This window comes from Streptomyces sp. NPDC046759, assembly GCF_040645475.1.
GTDB lineage: Bacteria > Actinomycetota > Actinomycetes > Streptomycetales > Streptomycetaceae > Streptomyces.
Genome location: NZ_JBEYYJ010000049.1, coordinates 1 through 16,338, shown reverse-complemented (window position 1 = coordinate 16,338; position 16,338 = coordinate 1). Strand labels below are relative to the sequence as shown.

The 16,338-nt window shown below is 69.3% G+C and carries 16 protein-coding genes and 1 pseudogene; 8 read left to right on the top strand and 9 right to left on the bottom strand.

What is annotated here, in order from left to right; genetic code table 11:
• Nucleotides 1-203: 203 nt before the first annotated feature.
• From ABZ919_RS39445 to ABZ919_RS39435, 3 genes are all read right to left on the bottom strand, one after another.
• On the bottom strand, nucleotides 204-1,091 hold the full coding sequence (locus ABZ919_RS39445) for a neutral zinc metallopeptidase (protein ID WP_361258461.1): 888 nt from the start codon (nucleotides 1,089-1,091) through the stop codon (nucleotides 204-206).
• Nucleotides 1,092-1,160: 69 nt separating this feature from the next.
• A complete protein-coding gene (locus ABZ919_RS39440) occupies nucleotides 1,161-1,469 on the bottom strand; it encodes a hypothetical protein (RefSeq protein WP_361258543.1) in 309 nt (102 codons plus the stop codon).
• A gap of 346 nt (nucleotides 1,470-1,815) precedes the next feature.
• On the bottom strand, nucleotides 1,816-2,037 hold the full coding sequence (locus ABZ919_RS39435) for a hypothetical protein (protein ID WP_361258458.1): 222 nt from the start codon (nucleotides 2,035-2,037) through the stop codon (nucleotides 1,816-1,818).
• Between the two features lie 464 nt (nucleotides 2,038-2,501).
• Between ABZ919_RS39435 and ABZ919_RS39430 the strand changes: the two genes are divergently transcribed.
• Nucleotides 2,502-3,122, top strand: a complete 621-nt coding sequence (locus ABZ919_RS39430; protein ID WP_361258541.1) for an SRPBCC family protein — start codon at nucleotides 2,502-2,504, stop codon at nucleotides 3,120-3,122.
• 36 nt (nucleotides 3,123-3,158) lie between these two features.
• Complete coding sequence (locus ABZ919_RS39425; RefSeq protein WP_361258455.1) at nucleotides 3,159-5,471, top strand: FdhF/YdeP family oxidoreductase; 2,313 nt, start codon at nucleotides 3,159-3,161, stop codon at nucleotides 5,469-5,471.
• 104 nt (nucleotides 5,472-5,575) lie between these two features.
• Here ABZ919_RS39425 and ABZ919_RS39420 read toward each other — a convergent pair whose 3' ends face one another.
• Nucleotides 5,576-5,998, bottom strand: coding sequence for a hypothetical protein (locus ABZ919_RS39420; protein ID WP_361258452.1), 423 nt, complete (start codon nucleotides 5,996-5,998; stop codon nucleotides 5,576-5,578).
• A gap of 285 nt (nucleotides 5,999-6,283) precedes the next feature.
• On the opposite strand from ABZ919_RS39420, the gene ABZ919_RS39415 reads away from it, so the two are divergent.
• The 3 genes and pseudogenes from ABZ919_RS39415 to ABZ919_RS39405 all read left to right on the top strand — a co-directional run bounded on the left by ABZ919_RS39415 (nucleotide 6,284) and on the right by ABZ919_RS39405 (nucleotide 8,204).
• Nucleotides 6,284-6,805 (top strand): WD40 repeat domain-containing protein, encoded by a 522-nt coding sequence (locus ABZ919_RS39415; RefSeq protein WP_361258449.1) that lies wholly within the window; start codon nucleotides 6,284-6,286, stop codon nucleotides 6,803-6,805.
• A gap of 383 nt (nucleotides 6,806-7,188) precedes the next feature.
• Nucleotides 7,189-7,354: pseudogene (locus ABZ919_RS39410) on the top strand (ribonuclease BN); the annotation flags it as partial.
• Nucleotides 7,355-7,409: 55 nt separating this feature from the next.
• A complete protein-coding gene (locus tag ABZ919_RS39405; RefSeq protein WP_361258446.1) occupies nucleotides 7,410-8,204 on the top strand; it encodes an SDR family oxidoreductase in 795 nt (264 codons plus the stop codon).
• 821 nt (nucleotides 8,205-9,025) lie between these two features.
• On the opposite strand, the gene ABZ919_RS39400 is transcribed toward ABZ919_RS39405, so the two are convergent.
• The gene (locus ABZ919_RS39400; protein WP_361258443.1) at nucleotides 9,026-10,057 is read right to left on the bottom strand and encodes a hypothetical protein; all 1,032 of its coding nucleotides are present in this window, start codon (nucleotides 10,055-10,057) and stop codon (nucleotides 9,026-9,028) included.
• A gap of 534 nt (nucleotides 10,058-10,591) precedes the next feature.
• Here ABZ919_RS39400 and ABZ919_RS39395 point away from each other — a divergent pair.
• Nucleotides 10,592-11,014: a TetR/AcrR family transcriptional regulator gene (locus tag ABZ919_RS39395; RefSeq protein WP_361258440.1), complete on the top strand. Its 423-nt coding sequence runs from the start codon at nucleotides 10,592-10,594 to the stop codon at nucleotides 11,012-11,014.
• A gap of 59 nt (nucleotides 11,015-11,073) precedes the next feature.
• Here ABZ919_RS39395 and ABZ919_RS39390 read toward each other — a convergent pair whose 3' ends face one another.
• The 4 genes from ABZ919_RS39390 to ABZ919_RS39375 form a co-directional block, all read right to left on the bottom strand.
• Nucleotides 11,074-11,508, bottom strand: coding sequence for a TIGR03668 family PPOX class F420-dependent oxidoreductase (locus ABZ919_RS39390; RefSeq protein WP_358939755.1), 435 nt, complete (start codon nucleotides 11,506-11,508; stop codon nucleotides 11,074-11,076).
• Between the two features lie 33 nt (nucleotides 11,509-11,541).
• On the bottom strand, nucleotides 11,542-12,369 hold the full coding sequence (locus ABZ919_RS39385; protein ID WP_361258436.1) for an LLM class F420-dependent oxidoreductase: 828 nt from the start codon (nucleotides 12,367-12,369) through the stop codon (nucleotides 11,542-11,544).
• 1,105 nt (nucleotides 12,370-13,474) lie between these two features.
• A complete protein-coding gene (locus tag ABZ919_RS39380; RefSeq protein WP_361258433.1) occupies nucleotides 13,475-14,122 on the bottom strand; it encodes a hypothetical protein in 648 nt (215 codons plus the stop codon).
• A gap of 197 nt (nucleotides 14,123-14,319) precedes the next feature.
• On the bottom strand, nucleotides 14,320-14,835 hold the full coding sequence (locus tag ABZ919_RS39375; RefSeq protein ID WP_361258431.1) for a hypothetical protein: 516 nt from the start codon (nucleotides 14,833-14,835) through the stop codon (nucleotides 14,320-14,322).
• Between the two features lie 392 nt (nucleotides 14,836-15,227).
• Between ABZ919_RS39375 and ABZ919_RS39370 the strand changes: the two genes are divergently transcribed.
• Nucleotides 15,228-15,584 (top strand): hypothetical protein, encoded by a 357-nt coding sequence (locus tag ABZ919_RS39370; RefSeq protein WP_361258428.1) that lies wholly within the window; start codon nucleotides 15,228-15,230, stop codon nucleotides 15,582-15,584.
• Nucleotides 15,585-15,729: 145 nt separating this feature from the next.
• Nucleotides 15,730-16,209 carry a hypothetical protein gene (locus tag ABZ919_RS39365; RefSeq protein ID WP_361258426.1) on the top strand — a complete coding sequence of 160 codons (480 nt, stop codon included), beginning with the start codon at nucleotides 15,730-15,732 and terminating at the stop codon, nucleotides 16,207-16,209.
• Nucleotides 16,210-16,338: the final 129 nt, after the last annotated feature.

The following is a 16,338-nucleotide window of genomic DNA, read 5'->3' as shown; positions in this document are numbered from 1 at the left end:
ACCTGGCCCAGCACGACCGTGCCGCCCTCGGTCACGGCCTGCTCTGGCTGCGCGGCGGCACGGTCCTGGAAGCAGTCACCTGTCGAGGCAGCACTTCCACTTGGTGTCGGCCGCTAACCACCGGGCGCGGCGCGGCATACTACGCGGTCTGCACCACAGCGGCGGCCCAACAGCCGGGCGCCGTTCCGTGGTTGTCAGTGTGGTCAGCTGAACGTGTTGCAGCTGGCGACGCGGCCGGAGCGGTAGCCGGTGGAGAACCATTGCTGGCGCTGGCTCGCGGAGCCGTGGGTCCAGGTGTCGGGTGTGACCTTGCCCTGGTAGCGCTGCTGGATACGGTCGTCTCCGACGGCGGCGGCCGCGTCCAGCCCGCGGTCGATGTCGTCCTTCGTCAAGTCGGTGATCAGTGGCTTACCGCTCTTGGGGTCCGGGGTGGTGGTGGCGTGGTGGGCCCACACTCCGGCGTAGCAGTCCGCCTGCAACTCGAGTTTCACCGAGCCGCTGTTCTGGCCCTTTCCGCTGCCGCGGGAGATCGTTCCGCTGAGGTCCTGGAAGTGGTGGCCGTATTCGTGCGCGATGACGTAGGCCTCGGCGAACGGGCCGCCCTTGGCGCCGAACTTGCTGCTCAGGTCGTTGAAGAAGCCGAGGTCGAGATAGACCTTGTCATCGGCTGAGCAGTAGAAGGGGCCGACGTCGGAAGTCGCGTTCCCACAACCGGTGTTCACACTGCCGGTGAACAGGAACGTCGGGGCCTGCTGGTAGGGCTTGCCGGCGGCTGTCTCCGTCTGCTTCCAGAATGCCTGCACGCTGTCGACCACGGCGACGATCCGGCACTCCTCCTTGCGGTTGGCGTCGGCACCGGTCCGGCAGTCCGCCGCGAGGTCAGCGGTTGACTTGCCGGACGAGAACGTGTCGCTTCTGCCCGAGCCGAACATGCCGGGGTCGGCACCCAAGAGCACGGACGCGACCAGCACCACGAGCCCGACCAGTCCTCCGCCGATGGTCTTTCCGCCGCCCGGGATCCCGCCCAGCGCACCTCCCCGGCCGTCCTCGACCTCGGACGTGTCCAGAGCCGCATCGTCGTCGAATTGCATACGCTGACCCTCCCTCAAGCAGCGCGCCGGACCGCCCCGCGTCGTCCCGCTCGCCTACCCCGTACAAGGTCATCCCCATCCCGTCCTCTTCCTGCTCCGCCTCTCGGAGGAGCCGGTGGGCGACGCCGCGACGCCGCTTCGTGGGTGAACGGCGGACCGCAGTGCGCGGTGACGACCCCTCCATGCCGTCGACCGCGCAGCGGCACCCCGCCTGTCGCCGGTGCCGGGACCGTGCCCGCGAGGTTCAGAAACGACGGACGGCCGCCGCGGGTCGGTCGGGACGATTGCGTACTCGTCGAAGAGCCGTTCAAGGGCTTCGTGACCGTGCGTGCGGCGGTACTCCATATCGGCTGCCGTCACCGGCATCACCCAGAGAATGCGGCAGTGTCCGTCGGCCGGCGGGCATTTCTCCAGACCGGGGCCGTGTAAGTAGGGGGCTGACCAGCAGGTGGTCGCAGTGGGACCCGGGCAGAGCCACGGCTCCCCGATGGGCAGGCTGTGCTCGAGGTCGAGGCGGGTGATCGGGGTGGCAGGAGGCGGTCATGGCCAAGAGCTCGGCGAACCGCTCGTCGCGGACGGGCGCGGTGAGGACGATTCCGGGCCGTGGCCGTCGGTCTCGACCGTGGACCAGCAGCCGGACCCAGCTGTCGGCGCGCGGTCCTGGGGCGATGGTGTGGATCCGCAGAGCGGGAACCGTTTCACACCTCGCGGTGTGCGGGGTCGATCACTGGGGGGAGTACGCCCGGTCCCGGCGGCGCAGGCACAGCTGGGCAGTCACGGCCTGGCCGTCCAGGGTCAGTGGGGCCATGAACGCGACGTCGGCGCACTCCTCGAGGACCTGGCGCCAGGGCAGCTTGAGGTCCGCCGCGTTGACGGTGCGCAGCCGCGGGGCGGTGCGTTGTCGGTGCAGGGCCTGCAGCATGTCGAAGGCGGCGAGAAGTCCCATGTGGATCAATGACCGGAGCACCCAGCAGGGCCACTACGACGACTTCGTCCACGCCGATGGCACGTTCGCCGAGCTCCGCGCACTCTCTCAGGACCGCTGACGCAGCCGGGCCGACTCCCTCGACCAGCGAGGCGCCGCGGCGACGGCGAAGCGGCAACCGGGGCGCGGTCGCCGGCCACCTGCCGGGTCACGGTGAGCGGCGGGTGGCCGTGCCCGGGGTGAAGCTGGAGGTGACCGTCGGCCACCTGGAGAAGCCCGTGGCCAGCGCCCCTACCACGCCCCGGGCTCGGCGCCCCTCCTGCGAGCCGGGCCCGTCCCCTTCTCGCGCGCTCGGGGCCGCCCGGGACGCCTACGCGGTCGGGTGACTCGAAACCCGGGATCGGGGAACCGGAAGAGATGCCCTGCCCCATATGGGAGGGCCGGGTCTCTGGACGCCCGGCTCCCTGACTGGAAGAAGGACCATGATGGCGCACGAAGACGACGGTGGGCACGCCGTGCCGAACACCCGGGGCATGCGCTCCGACGGCGACGGCGTCACACGCCGCCGTCCGCTGCGCGAGCGGCACGTCGAGGAGACGGTCGAGGTCGCGGTGCCGGTCCGCACGGCCTACAACCAGTGGACGCAGTTCAAGACGTTCCCGCGCTTCTCGACCGTGGTGCGCGACGTCGAGCAGATCAGGCCTACCGTCACCGCGTGGACCATCGGCTACGGCCCCCTGCGTCACCGTTTCGCGGTCGAGATCGTGGAACAGGACCCTGATGCCTACCTGGCCTGGCGTGGCCTGGAGCAACATCCCACCCACCAGGGCGAGGTCGAGTTCAGGCCGACGGAGTCCGGTGGCACCGCGATCACGGTCCGGATGCTCCTCCAGCCGCAGGGGGCCGCGAAGGTCCTCACCCGCTCGTCCAGGGTCGTGGGGCTGACCGTGCGACTGGTGCGCGGGGAACTGGTGAGCTTCAAGCACTTCATCGAAGGGCTCGGTCAGGAGGGCGGTGCCTGGCGCGGCACCATCCGCAACGGCCGGGTTCAGCACGACACCCCGGAACCGCCCAGGAGCCGTGTCGCCCAGTGGCCCGTCGGCTGACCCGCGTACCGCACACGGCAAGAGAAAGGCCAAGCGATGCAGAACCCGCCCGGTGAGGAGCCGGAGTCCTCCCTTTCCGTGACACCGCCGAAGAAGTGGGCGGCCGGGGTTCCCGCCGTCGTGCACGCGCTGGAGTACTCCCTGGAGCAGACCTCCCCGCGCAAGACCGGGGTCGACCTGCTCACCATGAACCAGGTGGGCGGGGTCGACTGCCCCGGCTGCGCGTGGGCGGACCCCGCTCCGGGCCGGCGCCATCGCAATGAGTACTGCGAGAACGACGCCAAGCACATCAACGACGACGCCACGAAGCGCCGGATCACCGCCGACTTCTTCCGCGAGCACAGCGTGTCCGATCTGGCCGCCCGCTCCGACATGTGGCTCAACCAGCAGGGCCGGCTCACCGAGCCGATGATCAAACGGCCCGGGTCGGATTACTACGAGCCCATTGGCTGGAACGACGCCTTGGGCGTCCTGGCGCAGGAACTGAAGGGGCTGGACTCGCCCGACGAGGCGGTCTTCTACACCTCCGGCCGGGCCAGCAACGAGGCCGCCTTCGTCTTCCAGCTCTTCGCCCGCGCCTACGGCACCAATAACCTGCCCGACTGCAGCAACATGTGCCACGAGTCCAGCGGCTTCGCCCTGAACGAGACGCTGGGCGTCGGCAAGGGCACCGTGAGTCTCGACGATCTCCACCACGCGGACCTGATCTTCCTGGTGGGGCAGAACCCGGGCAGCAATCACCCGCGGCAGCTTTCGGCCCTGGAGGAGGCCAAGCGCAACGGCGGCCGCATCGTGGCGGTGAACCCGTTGCCGGAGGCGGGGCTGCGACGCTTCAAGAACCCGCAGAAGCCGCGTGGGGTCGTGGGGCGGGGCACCCAGATCGCCGACCGCTTCCTGCACATCAAGCCGGGCGGGGACCTAGCCCTGTTCCAGGCACTGAACCGGCTGTTGCTGGAGGCGGAGGACGCGCGTCCTGGCACCGTCCTGGACCACGACTTCATCAACGCCCACACCTCCGGTTTCGAGGAGTTCGCCCGGCATGCCCGCACCGTCGACTGGGACGACGTGCGCGCGGCGACGGGAGTAACCCGCGAGGAGATCGAGAAGGTCCGCGACGAGGTCCTGCGGAGCGAACGCGTCATCGTGTGCTGGGCGATGGGCATCACTCAGCACAAGCACGGTGTACCCACCATCCGGGAGATCGTCAACTTCCTGATGCTGCGCGGCAATCTGGGGCGCGCCGGCACGGGCGCCTGCCCGGTGCGCGGCCACAGTAATGTCCAGGGGGACCGCACCATGGGCATCTGGGAGCAGATGCCGGACACCTTCCTGGACGCCCTTCAGGAGGAGTTCGGCTTCGATCCGCCGCGCCGGCACGGCCTGGACTCGGTGAACTCGATCAAGGCGATGCTGGAGGGCCGCGTCAAGGTCTTCCTCGCCCTGGCCGGGAACTTCGTGCGCGCAGCGCCGGACAGTGAGGTCACCGAGAAGGCGATGCGTTCGTGCCGTCTGACCGCCCACATCTCCACCAAGCTCAACCGCTCGCACACCGTCTGCGGCGACACCGCCCTGATCCTGCCGACGCTGGGGCGCACCGAGCGTGATGTCCAGGCCGACGGCGAACAGTTCGTCACCGTCGAGAACTCCATGAGCGAGGTGCACACCTCCCAGGGACGACTCGAACCGGCCTCGCGCGTGCTGCTGAGCGAGGTCGCCATCCTGTGCCGACTCGCTCGGCTGAGCCTCGGCGGCGAGGGGGACATCCCTTGGGCCAAGTTCGAGGGCGACTACAACACCATCCGCGACAGCATCTCCCGGATCGTGCCGGGCTTCCACGACTTCAACGCCCGGGTGACCCGTCCGGGAGGCTTCCAGCTACCCAACCCGGTCAACGAGGGCGTGTTCAGGACCGAGACCGGCAAGGCTCGGTTCACCTGCAACGAGCGGGTGGTCCCCCGGGCCCCCGAGGGTCACCTGCTGCTGCAGACCTTGCGCTCGCACGACCAGTGGAACACCGTCCCGTACACCAACAACGACCGCTACCGCGGCATCCACGGCAGCCGCCACGTGATCCTCGTCAACCCGGCCGACCTGTCCGAACTCGGCCTCGCCCAGGGCGATCGCGTGGACCTGGTCAGCGTCTGGGAGGACGGCACCGAGCGCCGCGCCGAGAACTTCGAGGTCGTGTCCTACCCGGCGGCCAAGGGTTCGGCCGCCGCCTACTACCCGGAGACGAACGTCCTGGTGCCGCTCGACAGCGTCGCGGACGTGAGCAACCAGCCCACGTCGAAGGGCATCGTCGTCCGGCTCGAACCCACGGGCCACCGATCCCGGCCGGCACCCGTCTGACCGAAACCGATGATGCCGCACCCCGGCGGGCGCCGCTGACAGCAGCGGCGCCCCGCCGTCCGTCTAGTAGTGCGTGCTTCATCTACGTGTGGTTGAGGCTGGTGTCAGCCGACGTTCCAGTAGATGTGCGAGATGCCGGTGGGGTTCCAGGCCCGCACCCTCGGAGCAGCCGCCCCGTTGCCCCAGGGCGCCTTGCAGTAGCCGCCGCCTGACCCGCACTTGTACCAGTGCCGCTTCCCGTGGCTGTCGAAGCCCATCACCTGCAGGGCCGCCCGCTGGTTGCCGTAGACGTTCCATCGGACGCCCAGCTGGAAGCCGGGGTAGCCGAAGACGGAGCAGTTGCCCTTGGAGGTAGTCCACTTGTACGGGGTGGCCGGCAGATTGCCTCCGCATCGGGAGGCTGCTGCGGGACGAGTGTGGGATGCCTGACCGGGGTCGGTGGTGGCGCTGGCCACCGGTGAACTCAGAACGGCACTGACGATCGCGGTCGTGGCTGCGGCCACGGCCAGACGCTTGCTGGCATGCACGTGCGTACTCCTCTTTGTTGGCTTGCCTCTTGCAGGGCGTTGTCGGTGGCGTCGAGCACCACGCCCTGGGAAAGGTCACTTCGGTTGCCGTGCCCGGTCGGGCAGGGGGGCTCAGCTGTTGTAGGCCGACACCTGGAGGGCCGTTTGGCGGTGACGTCGATGCGGAAGCAGTAGGCCCAGCGACGACTCAGACCGCTCCAAGAGACCCAGTAAGTGCCGTTGCACTTCGTCCAGCCGGTTTGCCGCCCGGCACTGACCCTGGTCGCGGCCTTGCGGATGCCGACCTTGAAGCTGCCGCCTCCGGTGCAGCGCACGTACGCCCCGACGGCCGACCCGTGCGGGCCCAGCGTCACGTTGCCGGTCGACCAGTGCTTGGTCGGCGTGTGGCTGTCGTCCCACTGCCAGTGCCAGCTGCTGCGGGCAGCGGTGGATACGGACGTGGCGCCGGCCGTCTCCAGGCGGGCGGCCTGCGCGGGGGTTGCCCCCCGGCCGTCCGCCCTGGCCTTCTCCCACGACGGCAGCACTCTGGCGGTGGCGGGCCCTGCCGGTTCCGTGCAGTTCGGGGACGTCGCGTCCCAACGGCTCCTCGGCTTCGCCCTGCCGACCCCGGGCGACCTGGTGCTCGCCCTGTCGTTCGGCTCCGACGACGGCACGCTGTACGCGTCCGGCACGAACGTCCCCGTACAGAAGTACGACCTAACGCCCGCGCAGCTAACCGCCCAGGTCTGCAAACGCTCCGGCTCTGGCCTCTCGAAACGCGACTGGAAGACCTACCTCCCGAACGTGCCCTACCGCCACACCTGTTGAGCGGGAGCATCCATCCGACGATCGGCTTCCCACTCGTGGCCGCCCTGCGCTCCGAACTCCACCTCGCCACCCCAGCCGTCGGCACCCCGGGCGCCGCCTGGAGGGCACTGCCAGTCCAGAGGGTCGCGGCGCCGGCCGTGCCGATGGAGATCCGTTGGCGGACACGGGCATCAGGGGGTGACTCCTTCCCGTCGGAGCGTGCGGGTGATGCGCTGGACGTCGGTGAGACGGATCAGGACGGCTTCGCGGCTGGGTGGGGACAGGGCGGGGTTCTGGGCTCTGGCTGTGAGGTCGTCTTCTTCGGCGATCCAGATGGGAGCGTGTCGTCGGGTGATCACGGAGTTGCGGCAGCGGTCGGGTACGTCCCCGCGGACGGCGGATGATGGGTCAGCAATCTGGCGATCCTGCTGGGCCTGGGCATTCGACGCGGAGACCGCACGCCAGCGGGCGATCGCCGGCCGGAACCCGCCGGACGCGGAGCCGTACGTCGAACCGCGCGACACGCGCGCGTGGGACGAGGAGGACGTACGCCGGCTGGACGACGCGTGAGCGTACTGGGCCGGAACCCGGTACGGCGGCCCGCGCGCGGGGAACCTGTCCTCGCATGCACATCGATCTGACTGGACGCACCGCCCTCGTCACCGGTTCGACGCAGGGCATCGGTGCCGCTATCGCCGCCGGTCTCGCCCGTGCCGGCGCCCGGGTGGCGGTGAACGGACGCAGCGAGGAGAGCGTGTCGGCCGCGGTCGCCACGCTGGCCCGGGAGGTCCCCGGCGCCGAACTGGTGCCGGTGGCCGCGGACGTGGCGGGCGAGGAGGGCGCCGGCCGGGTGGCCCAGGTGCTGCCGCGGGTCGACATCCTCGTCAACAACCTCGGCATCTTCGGCTCCGCCGACCCGCTGGAGATCACCGACGCCGAGTGGCGGCGGTACTTCGAGGTCAACGTCCTGGCCGCCGTACGGCTGACCCGGACCTACCTGCCCGGGATGACCGAGCGCGGCTGGGGGCGGATCCAGTACGTCGCCAGCGACTCCGCCGTCGTCATCCCCGCCGAGATGATCCACTACGGGATGTCCAAGACCGCGCTGCTCGCGGTGAGCCGCGGATTCGCCAAGAAGGCGGCGGGCACCGGCGTGACGGTGAACTCCGTCATCGCCGGGCCCACCCACACCGGCGGGGTCGAGGACTTCGTGTACGAACTCGTCGACCGGTCCCTGCCCTGGGACGAGGCCCAGCGCGCCTTCATGCGCGAGCACCGCCCGCAGTCCCTGTTGCAACGCCTGATCGAGCCGAAGGAGATCGCCAGCATGGTCGTCTACCTCAGCTCCGAGCAGGCCTCGGCCACCACCGGGGGAGCGCTGCGCGTCGACGGCGGGTACGTCGACGCGATCCTGCCCTGACCGTTCCCTCGCCCTACCACAGGTCACCGGCAGGACGCGCGGCCCGCGGATGCGCCGATCCCCGAGCTGGCGTGGGCCCCGCTTACGGGCCGAGCGCACGTCCCGTGCGGCATCCGTACGCATGCCGCACGTGAAGCGTATGTGATCCTGCAGGACACCCAGGTCACGTCGCAGGGTCTACGCCCATTCCATGCCGAGTTCTCGCAGCGCGCCCTGTCCGGCGGCAGCTTTTCTGATCTGGTTGGTGGCTTGGCCTGCACTGATCAGTCTGGTGTGCGTTGGTGGGCAGGGGAGTGCAGTGTGCCGGTAGCTGCGGTGATTGAAGCGCTCCGGGTCTGGTGGAGCCTCCACCCGGAGCGCTTCAGTGGACCCAGACCGTCTATCAGACTCGATGCGGCGAGCCTTCGTCGATTCGGCGACGGCTGGGGTACAGCAGCGCAGTACAGCAACCACAGCGACCGACCATGACCGGCAGTGCCTCTGAGGGATCTCGCGGCGACCTCTATGACCGTCGTTGACCAATCTCTCTAGAGCTACGGCGCGGGGAACCACGGGGAACACCGGGCAGTCACGGTAGCCGGACATGGGAGCAGCACCGCCGCAACACCCAGGTCAGGGGCCGTTCTCACCGCTCGCAGAGCGGAGGCGGTGGGATCCGAACCCACGGTGACATCGCTGCCACGACGGTTGCCAAGACTTTTCGGCGGCCGGGACGCGCGCGCCTCCGCCGCAGGTCAGACATGTACCGGAACCTCGGCGGAGCTGTCCTCGGCACCGGCGTGCCCGCTACGTACCCCGTGCAGTGACCGGTCACCGGGTTGTCAGTAGTGCCACCGATTGGCTCCAGCCTCATAGTCGCAAGCGATCTCGCGCCCTGCCGCGTCCGTGGTCGTCGCCCCCACGTCGATGTTCCGGCAGAACTCGCCAGCGTGATAGCAGTTTCCGGCGTTGGATCGGATGCTGCACAACTCCGTTGTGGTGGAGCTGCCTGATGCGGGCGGGTCAGTAGTCGTCGACGTGCTTCCGCCCGAACTGGAGCCAGAACTGGCCTTCGAGGACGAGTCGTCATCGGAGCCGGGAAGTGGCGGCGAGTCGCACGCCTCATTCCTCTTCAGCACCGAGAACGTGACGTCTCCGGTGGCCCCGGCACCGGCATCGGGCCACTGCCAGCACACCTTCCAGTTACCGAGGTGAACCGGACTGCGGTTCAGGTCGCTCAGGTCTGTGTACGTCACCGATCTAACGTGAAGCTTGTGGGCGTCCGCGACAGCCTTCGCAAGGTTCCAGCCCTGATAGTTGCTCACTGGCTCCGCAGGAGTTGGCTTCTGTGAAGGCGACGCAGACAAGGAGGACGCAACCGAGGGAGAGGCAGTCACGACAGCCGACGCTGTGGGCTTGGCGGATGCGGCCTTTTCTTGGTCCCCGCCACCGACGCCCGCGCCGATGGCGAAGCAAGCCACAACCCCTGCCATCAGGCCCCCGTAGGCCAAGAGGCGCTTCTCCGCTCTGTTCTTCCTGCCCCGAGCAGCGTCGGGTTCGGCGGGCCTCCTGTCGCGGACATGCGCGACAAGTCGCTCCCGTTCCACCTTCGGGCGACGTGGTGGGGACAGCTTGGCGCGTTCGGGGATCTTGACCTTGATGGACTGCGCGTTGCCCTTGGGGATCACGTCCTGGGTGGACTGCGCGTTCCGTGACAACACATCGGAGAGGCGGGCATTCATCTCCGCACGACGTGCTTCCCAAGCCTCCCGCTTCGCCTGCTGGGGATCCAGCTTAGGGAACGGGAACCGGCGGGACCAGTCACTCTTGTGGCAACGCGCGCAGTTGGAGACGCCCTCGTCGTTGACGCGCATCAGCCGGCCTATGCCGTGTCCACAATGTGGGCACGTGTGCCTCACTGCGACCATACTCCCCCTCCTCTGACCTGCACATATTAATGCTCACTTCAACGTTCGTTCGAAGAGGCTTTGCGTTGGTGGTGCTGCCCGCCGGGGTCGGACAGGGCCACGGCGTGTCCGGCCGGGCAGGTCACGATGGCGGCGGTTGCGAAGTGGCGGCACCTCGACGGCTACGACGATGCCCTGTTCGTCACCCCCGATGGCCGATGTACCTATCGGGTTGATCGCTTTCGTGGTCCTGGGGGTACAGCGGGTGACGGGAGTGGTGTGGTCTATGCCGGGACGACATCACGCAGTTGGGAGCACACCCGCAGCTGGGTGCGGTGGGTACGCCGGGGCGGATCGCGTGGTGGTGGAGGGTTCCGAGGTGGCGGAGGGCGGTGAGCCAGCGGTGGCCGGGGACGGTATAAACGCGGACGCTGAGGATGCCGTCGGGAGTGATGATGACGGTCCCCGCGTGGGGCCTGATCGGCGTGGGGGCAGTTCTCGATGAAGCGGCTCTACTTTCTCTTCTCCTCGAAGGAGATTCTGTTCCGTGCCGCGGTCACCCAGGCCCTGGAGCGGGACCTCACAGCGGTCGAACACGTCCTGGCCGACCCCAGCCGACCCCTTCCAGAGCGCCTCGTCGAAGCGCTCGACCAGTGGACGGGCCGCCACATCGGCCCGCTGACGCGCGACGTCGCGGCGGTCATCGAGGACAACCCCGACCTCCTCGGCGAGATCGCCGAGACCACGCCGCGACGTTTCGAGGAACTGATCACAGAAGCGATCGCCGTCGAGTCAGGACAAGACGCGGCCCCCCTTGTCGCACAGACGATGATCAGCGCATCGATCGGCCTCAAGCATCAGGCCGCTCCACGGGAGTTCTACCTCGAACGACTGGAGGTCGCCATCGATCTCCTGGTGCGCTGAAGATACTTACTGTAAAAGACAAGCTGATGCCGGGGGCGGCGTGTCCCCTGCCAGTACGGTCACCCCCCCGACGCGGCACGCCAGCCGTGCCACCGGCGGACGGCGATCACGAGCGCCGGACCGGTCGGCGGTCGCTGCCGGTACGGCGCGTACTTCTCCCGCAACAGGGCGACTGCCGCCGGGTACTCGCCCTGGTTGCCGGGCGGCAGCACGCGGGCGTCACCGTCCGCGCGGACCCACCACAGCCGCTCCCAGTCCTCGTCGTACGCGTCGACGAGCAGGCAGACAGCCGGGTGGGCCGCGATGTTGTCCAACCGTTTCAGCCGCTGCGACCTCTTCGGCTTCCAGTCGACGGCGGTGACGATCTCCTCGCCGTGGGCCGCGAAGACGACCGGCACCAGATGCGGGCGCAGGCCCGCGTCCACCGTCGCCAGGCGCGCCACCCGCGCGGTCGTGAACCGGCGGCGCGCCTCGTCCTCGGCCATGTCCGGCACGGTCAGCTCCTCTTCAGCGGCAGCCGCGAGCTGTCACCGGTGGCCGGACGTGGCCTCGGCCAGTTCGTCCAGGGTTCGCAGCGTCTGGTTCTCCGGCAGGGTCGGCAGATACAACAGGACGCGTTCGACGCCGAGTTCGGCGTAGGTGTCGAGCGCCTTCCGGTCGTACCGGCCCGCGTACACCACGACGGACGGGCGGTCACCGGCCGTCCGCCGCATACGCGCGATGCGTTCACCCAGCTTCTCGAGCGGCGGCTCGCTCGGCATCCACGCCGTACCGTACGCGGCGACGCGTTCGAAAGCGCGCTCGCTGTCGCCCCCGACCCAGATGGGCGGATGCGGCTTCTGGACCGGCTTGGGCCAGGCGTAGACGGGATCGAAGTCGACGAAGTCGCCATGGAACTCGGCCTTCTCCTTGGTCCACAGCTCGATCATCGCGCGGATGCGTTCGTCCATGATCCGCCCGCGGACGGCCGGATCCGTCCCATGGTTGCGCATCTCCTCGCGGTTCCAGCCCGCGCCGACCCCGAAAACGGCCCGGCCGCCGGAGATCAGATCGAGGGAGGCGACCTCCTTCGCGGTGTGGATCGGATCGCGCTGGATCACCAGGGCGATGCCGGTGCCCAGGAGCAGGTCACGGGTCACCGAGGCGGCCGCGGCGAGCGCCACGAACGGGTCGAGCGTCCGGTAGTAGATCCGCGGCAGCTCACCGCCCCCTGGGTACGGGGACTCCCGCTTGACCGGAATATGCGAGTGCTCGGCCAGTAGCAGGGAGTCGAACCCACGCTCCTCCAGGGCGGGTCCCAACGCCTTGGGGCCAATGCCTTCATCGGTGACAAATGTCGATACTCCGAACTTCATCCGCGACCACCTCGTCTCGTCGGCACACCTGCTGTCAGTGTGACGGGGCCGGTCGCTCCTCGTCGGGCATGACCTCTCGCGGCGCGGCGCGGCGCGGCGTGGCGTGGCGTCCGGACCCCATGCCCACTGTCACTGCCCGACCCACGCGTCCGCCGGCCGCTGCAGGGCCCACCTCGCGCAGCGCCGCAGCGGTGAGCACGAGAACGCCGGCCGATCGCACGCGGGTCGTCACGGAGCTCGTAGACGATGTCGAGCATCCGTGCCCGGCCCTCGCGACCGTGTGGCGGCCAGCGCGTCAGCCGCGCGGAAGGAACGGCTGCCCGGCCGTCTCGTGCGGCTGAGCAGCCGGAATCATCCTGCGATGTCCTCGCCAAGATCCCCCTCGGGGGCATGCCCGTCCTCCGCCGGTGACGGTGCTGTAGCCCGGCCTTCTCTACCGTGCGCACGGCCCCGGTGACGGCCCTGGCGGTTCGGCTGTCTGGGGGGAGGGCGTCCGGGCAGCAACAGGGCAAGGCCAGGCGGCAGGGCCTGGCGCCGATGCGGTGTCGTTGCCGACGCTGGTGCGATCAGGAACCGTGTGGGTGTTCCGGCTCCCCGCCCTCAGCGTCGAACACCTTGGTGAAAGTGGCACCGCACCGGCAGCGGGAGTGCTCGACCAGTTCTCCGTCGTCCGATGCGCTCAGCCCCTGACTGAGTCGCACATGCACATGATCACCCATGATGAGCTGCTTTCCTTGACGCCGGTCAGTTCGCGTCATCGTGAGGCTTGCCCTTTCGGATGGCAATGTCGCAGCTCACAGTTCGCAACTGCGACATCGGTGCCCTGCGGCATGGGGGTGGGTTCTCCGTTCGGGGCGTGGACAGGCGGCCCGGGAGAACGCGTTGTGTGGTCGCCGCTCCCGCGGGCCGGTGCCCCGTGCCGTGGCGTAGTGGCGGGCAAGGCACGCAACCTCGCACCCCGGACGCGTGAGGGCCAGCCGTGCCGGGCGCGACGGATGGCATGACGCAGCCGGCCCCGCCTCCTCTGGTCGCAGAAGGCGGGGCCGGGATGAGGGTGCCCCGGTCGGCAATCGGTGTTTCGGGCCTGACCCTCCGCTCCCGCCGGTCAGGGGGCGGGTGCAGGATTCGCGCCGACCAGGTGGTGGACCGCAGTCAGCAGGTCGGTTGTCGGCATCGTTCCGTCGAGTACGAGATCGGCCCGGGAGGGGGCGACGTATTGCGCGTGGCGGTCTCGGCCGCTGAGCAGGTGGTTACGCAAGGAGACCAGCGGGTCCTGGCGCTGGACCTCGATCCTGCGCAGCAGCTTTCGGGCCAGGCGAACGCTGTCGGGGGCATCCACGTAGATCCGCCAGGTGGCATGGGCCGCGACCCTGGGCAGGGTGAGGGCGAACAGGCCCTCCACCACCACCATGCGGTGCTGTCCGCCGGTGGCCGCTGCCTCGAGCGCGGCAGCCGCGGCGTCCTCGTCGATGGAGCCGGGATGGTTCCGATCCAGCGTCTCGGCACCCGGGGCGCTCAGCGTGCGGACCCCGCGGTGCAGCTCGTGCGCGGGGACGTAGAAGTCGTCCAGGTGGATGAGCGCCACAGCCCCGGGCCGGTGCAGTGCCAGGGCCTTGGCGAGGGTCGACTTGCCTGAGGCAGTGCCGCCTGCGATCGCCAGCACGGGCAGTATCCCGCCGGTTCCCGGGCTGGGATGGGCTTTGGCCTGGTCAAGGACGTGATCGGCGGTCCTCGTGTGGGGTGGGGTGGTCATGGTTGCTGCCCTCCGGTGGGGTGAGGTGCGTCCGGCGGACACTTCCGGCCGGTCGCGCGGCAGCGTGCTCGGGCGGCGGGTTGGCGTCGCAACCCATCGCGGCGCCGAAGCGCCCTTCCAGGTCGGGCGCGGGCTGGCAGCGCGCGACCCACCCCCGAGGTGGTGCCAGGGGCGGCGTCGAGGATGCAGGATGCGGGTCAGGTGGTCACTCGGTCCGGAAGGCCGAAAAGCGGGAAGAGGCGGTCGGTGTCGCGGAATGCCGTGATGCCGGCGATGCGGTCACCGGCGAACTCCACGACCTGCAGCGCCCAGGGCGTGTAGCCGGTGCCGTCGGCGGCGGGCCGGTACTTGCCGAAGGCGGGGGTGCCGTTGGCCACGGTCGCAAACAGACGAGAGCCGCGGCATTCGACGGCGGGGCCGGTCCGCGACGCCTGGATGTCCGGGACACCGCGCATCCACTTCGCGTACGGCGGCAGGCACAAGGTCGCACCCACGTGGAGCAGCATGCGCAGCTCCTCCATGTCGTAGCGGGAGAAGGCCGTGGCGTACCGCTCGGTCAGCGCCCGGCGGACGTCGTCGGACGGCTGGGGACGGCTGCCGTCGGGAGATTGGTGGTGTGTGGCCAGCGTGGCGCGGGCCCGCTGGAGAGCGCTGTTGACCGAGGTACGCGATCGCCGTGAGCGAGCACGGGTTGCCGAAGGCCAGCGGAGCATGCGGCTCCCAGGAACAGCCGGCCCGGGCCAAGGCGGAAATGGCGTCCGCGCGCTTGAGCCCTGCCGGGAAGGTGCCCGTCCCCCCGACAACCGACGGAGGGAGTTCGACGACGTCACGCCAGGTCTGGACGCAGATGGGGGAGACCTTGCGGCAGCGGCAGACACTCAGCTCAAGGTCTCCGTAGGCGAAGAGCCGCGGCCACTTTCTGTTCCGGCTCGTTGTTTCGATGTCCCAGGGCTCGCCGAGTGCTGCGGTCACATCGTTCCAGTCGGCTCCGCTGAACAGGTCCCAGACGACCTGTTTTCGCCCTGCTGGTCAAACCATCGAGAATCTCGACGAGGCGGAGCCTGACAGGTGCCCTGACCAGCAGTCCAGCGGGTTCAGGGGGTCCTTGAGGAGACGATCGTTCCGTACCTCGGCACCGCTGGCCCTATGGGGCGTATCGCCGAGCAGCAGCTCCGGCTCTTCGCCGCGATGTACGCCGACCGCGCGAGCTATCGCGAGGTGTGGCGGCCGTAGCCCCGATGAGCTGATCAAGCTGGAACGTTCCGCCGAGGAAGCGCGCGCGAGGCTCGCGGGCCTGACCGGCAAGGAGTACGACGCGCAGTGGCGCCGCTGGCGTGAGGCGTCCGAGGCTGCGCAGGCGGCTATCACCGCCCAGGCGGAGGCGTCCGGGGAGAACCGCTACGACCTGGAGCAGGGCGTGAAGAAGGCGGTCCGGCACGCCGAGGAGGATCCGGCGGAGTAGCCGCCGGACGCCGGTCAGCGAGTCGAGATGCGGTACTCGTCGATGGGCGGCACTACCCGGGTGAGGGACGTGGCCCTGGGTGCTACCGCCTTGACGATGGTGACTGTGCCGTCGAGGAGCTGCTGTTCGAAGTCCGTCAGTCCTGTTGCAGTGCGAGCGGGCCGTCCTCGCTGCCGCGGCGGTCCGCGAGAAGCTGCGGGCCACGGTGGCCACGGTTGCCACGCGCCGCCGGGCGTACGACGTCGTCGCGCACCAGCAGGCGGCGATGCCCGAGCAGCTGCTCGCGCTCCCGGCTGCCGACCCCGAGTACGACGACCAGGAGTCGGAGGCCGAACCTCGGGAGGCGGTCGACATGACGGCGCTGCGGGCCTTGCGGGAGTCCCGCACGGATGTGGAAGCCCTTGATCTCACGGCCGAGCGGCTGCGCCGCCTCCAGGTCGCGTTCACCAAAGCGGCCGATGCCTCCCGCGCTGCACGGACCGCTACGCCGAACAGGACGGTGCCGACGGAGTACACCCGGTGCGCGAGGACGACCTGCGGGCGCACCGCCCGCAGGAGCCCGGACCGCAGCGCGGCCGGGAGGCCGGCCACTGAGCGCACCGATGCCGCGCATCCGATGCCGTGACCGCAAAGGGGACACGAGGTGTCCGGATTGGCTTCTAGGGCCTGTGTGAGGTCGTGATCAATCTCGGGTTCTGGTCCCGTGCGGGGGCGGGACCTGGTAGGACGCTGGGTGTGACACGTAGGCAACTCA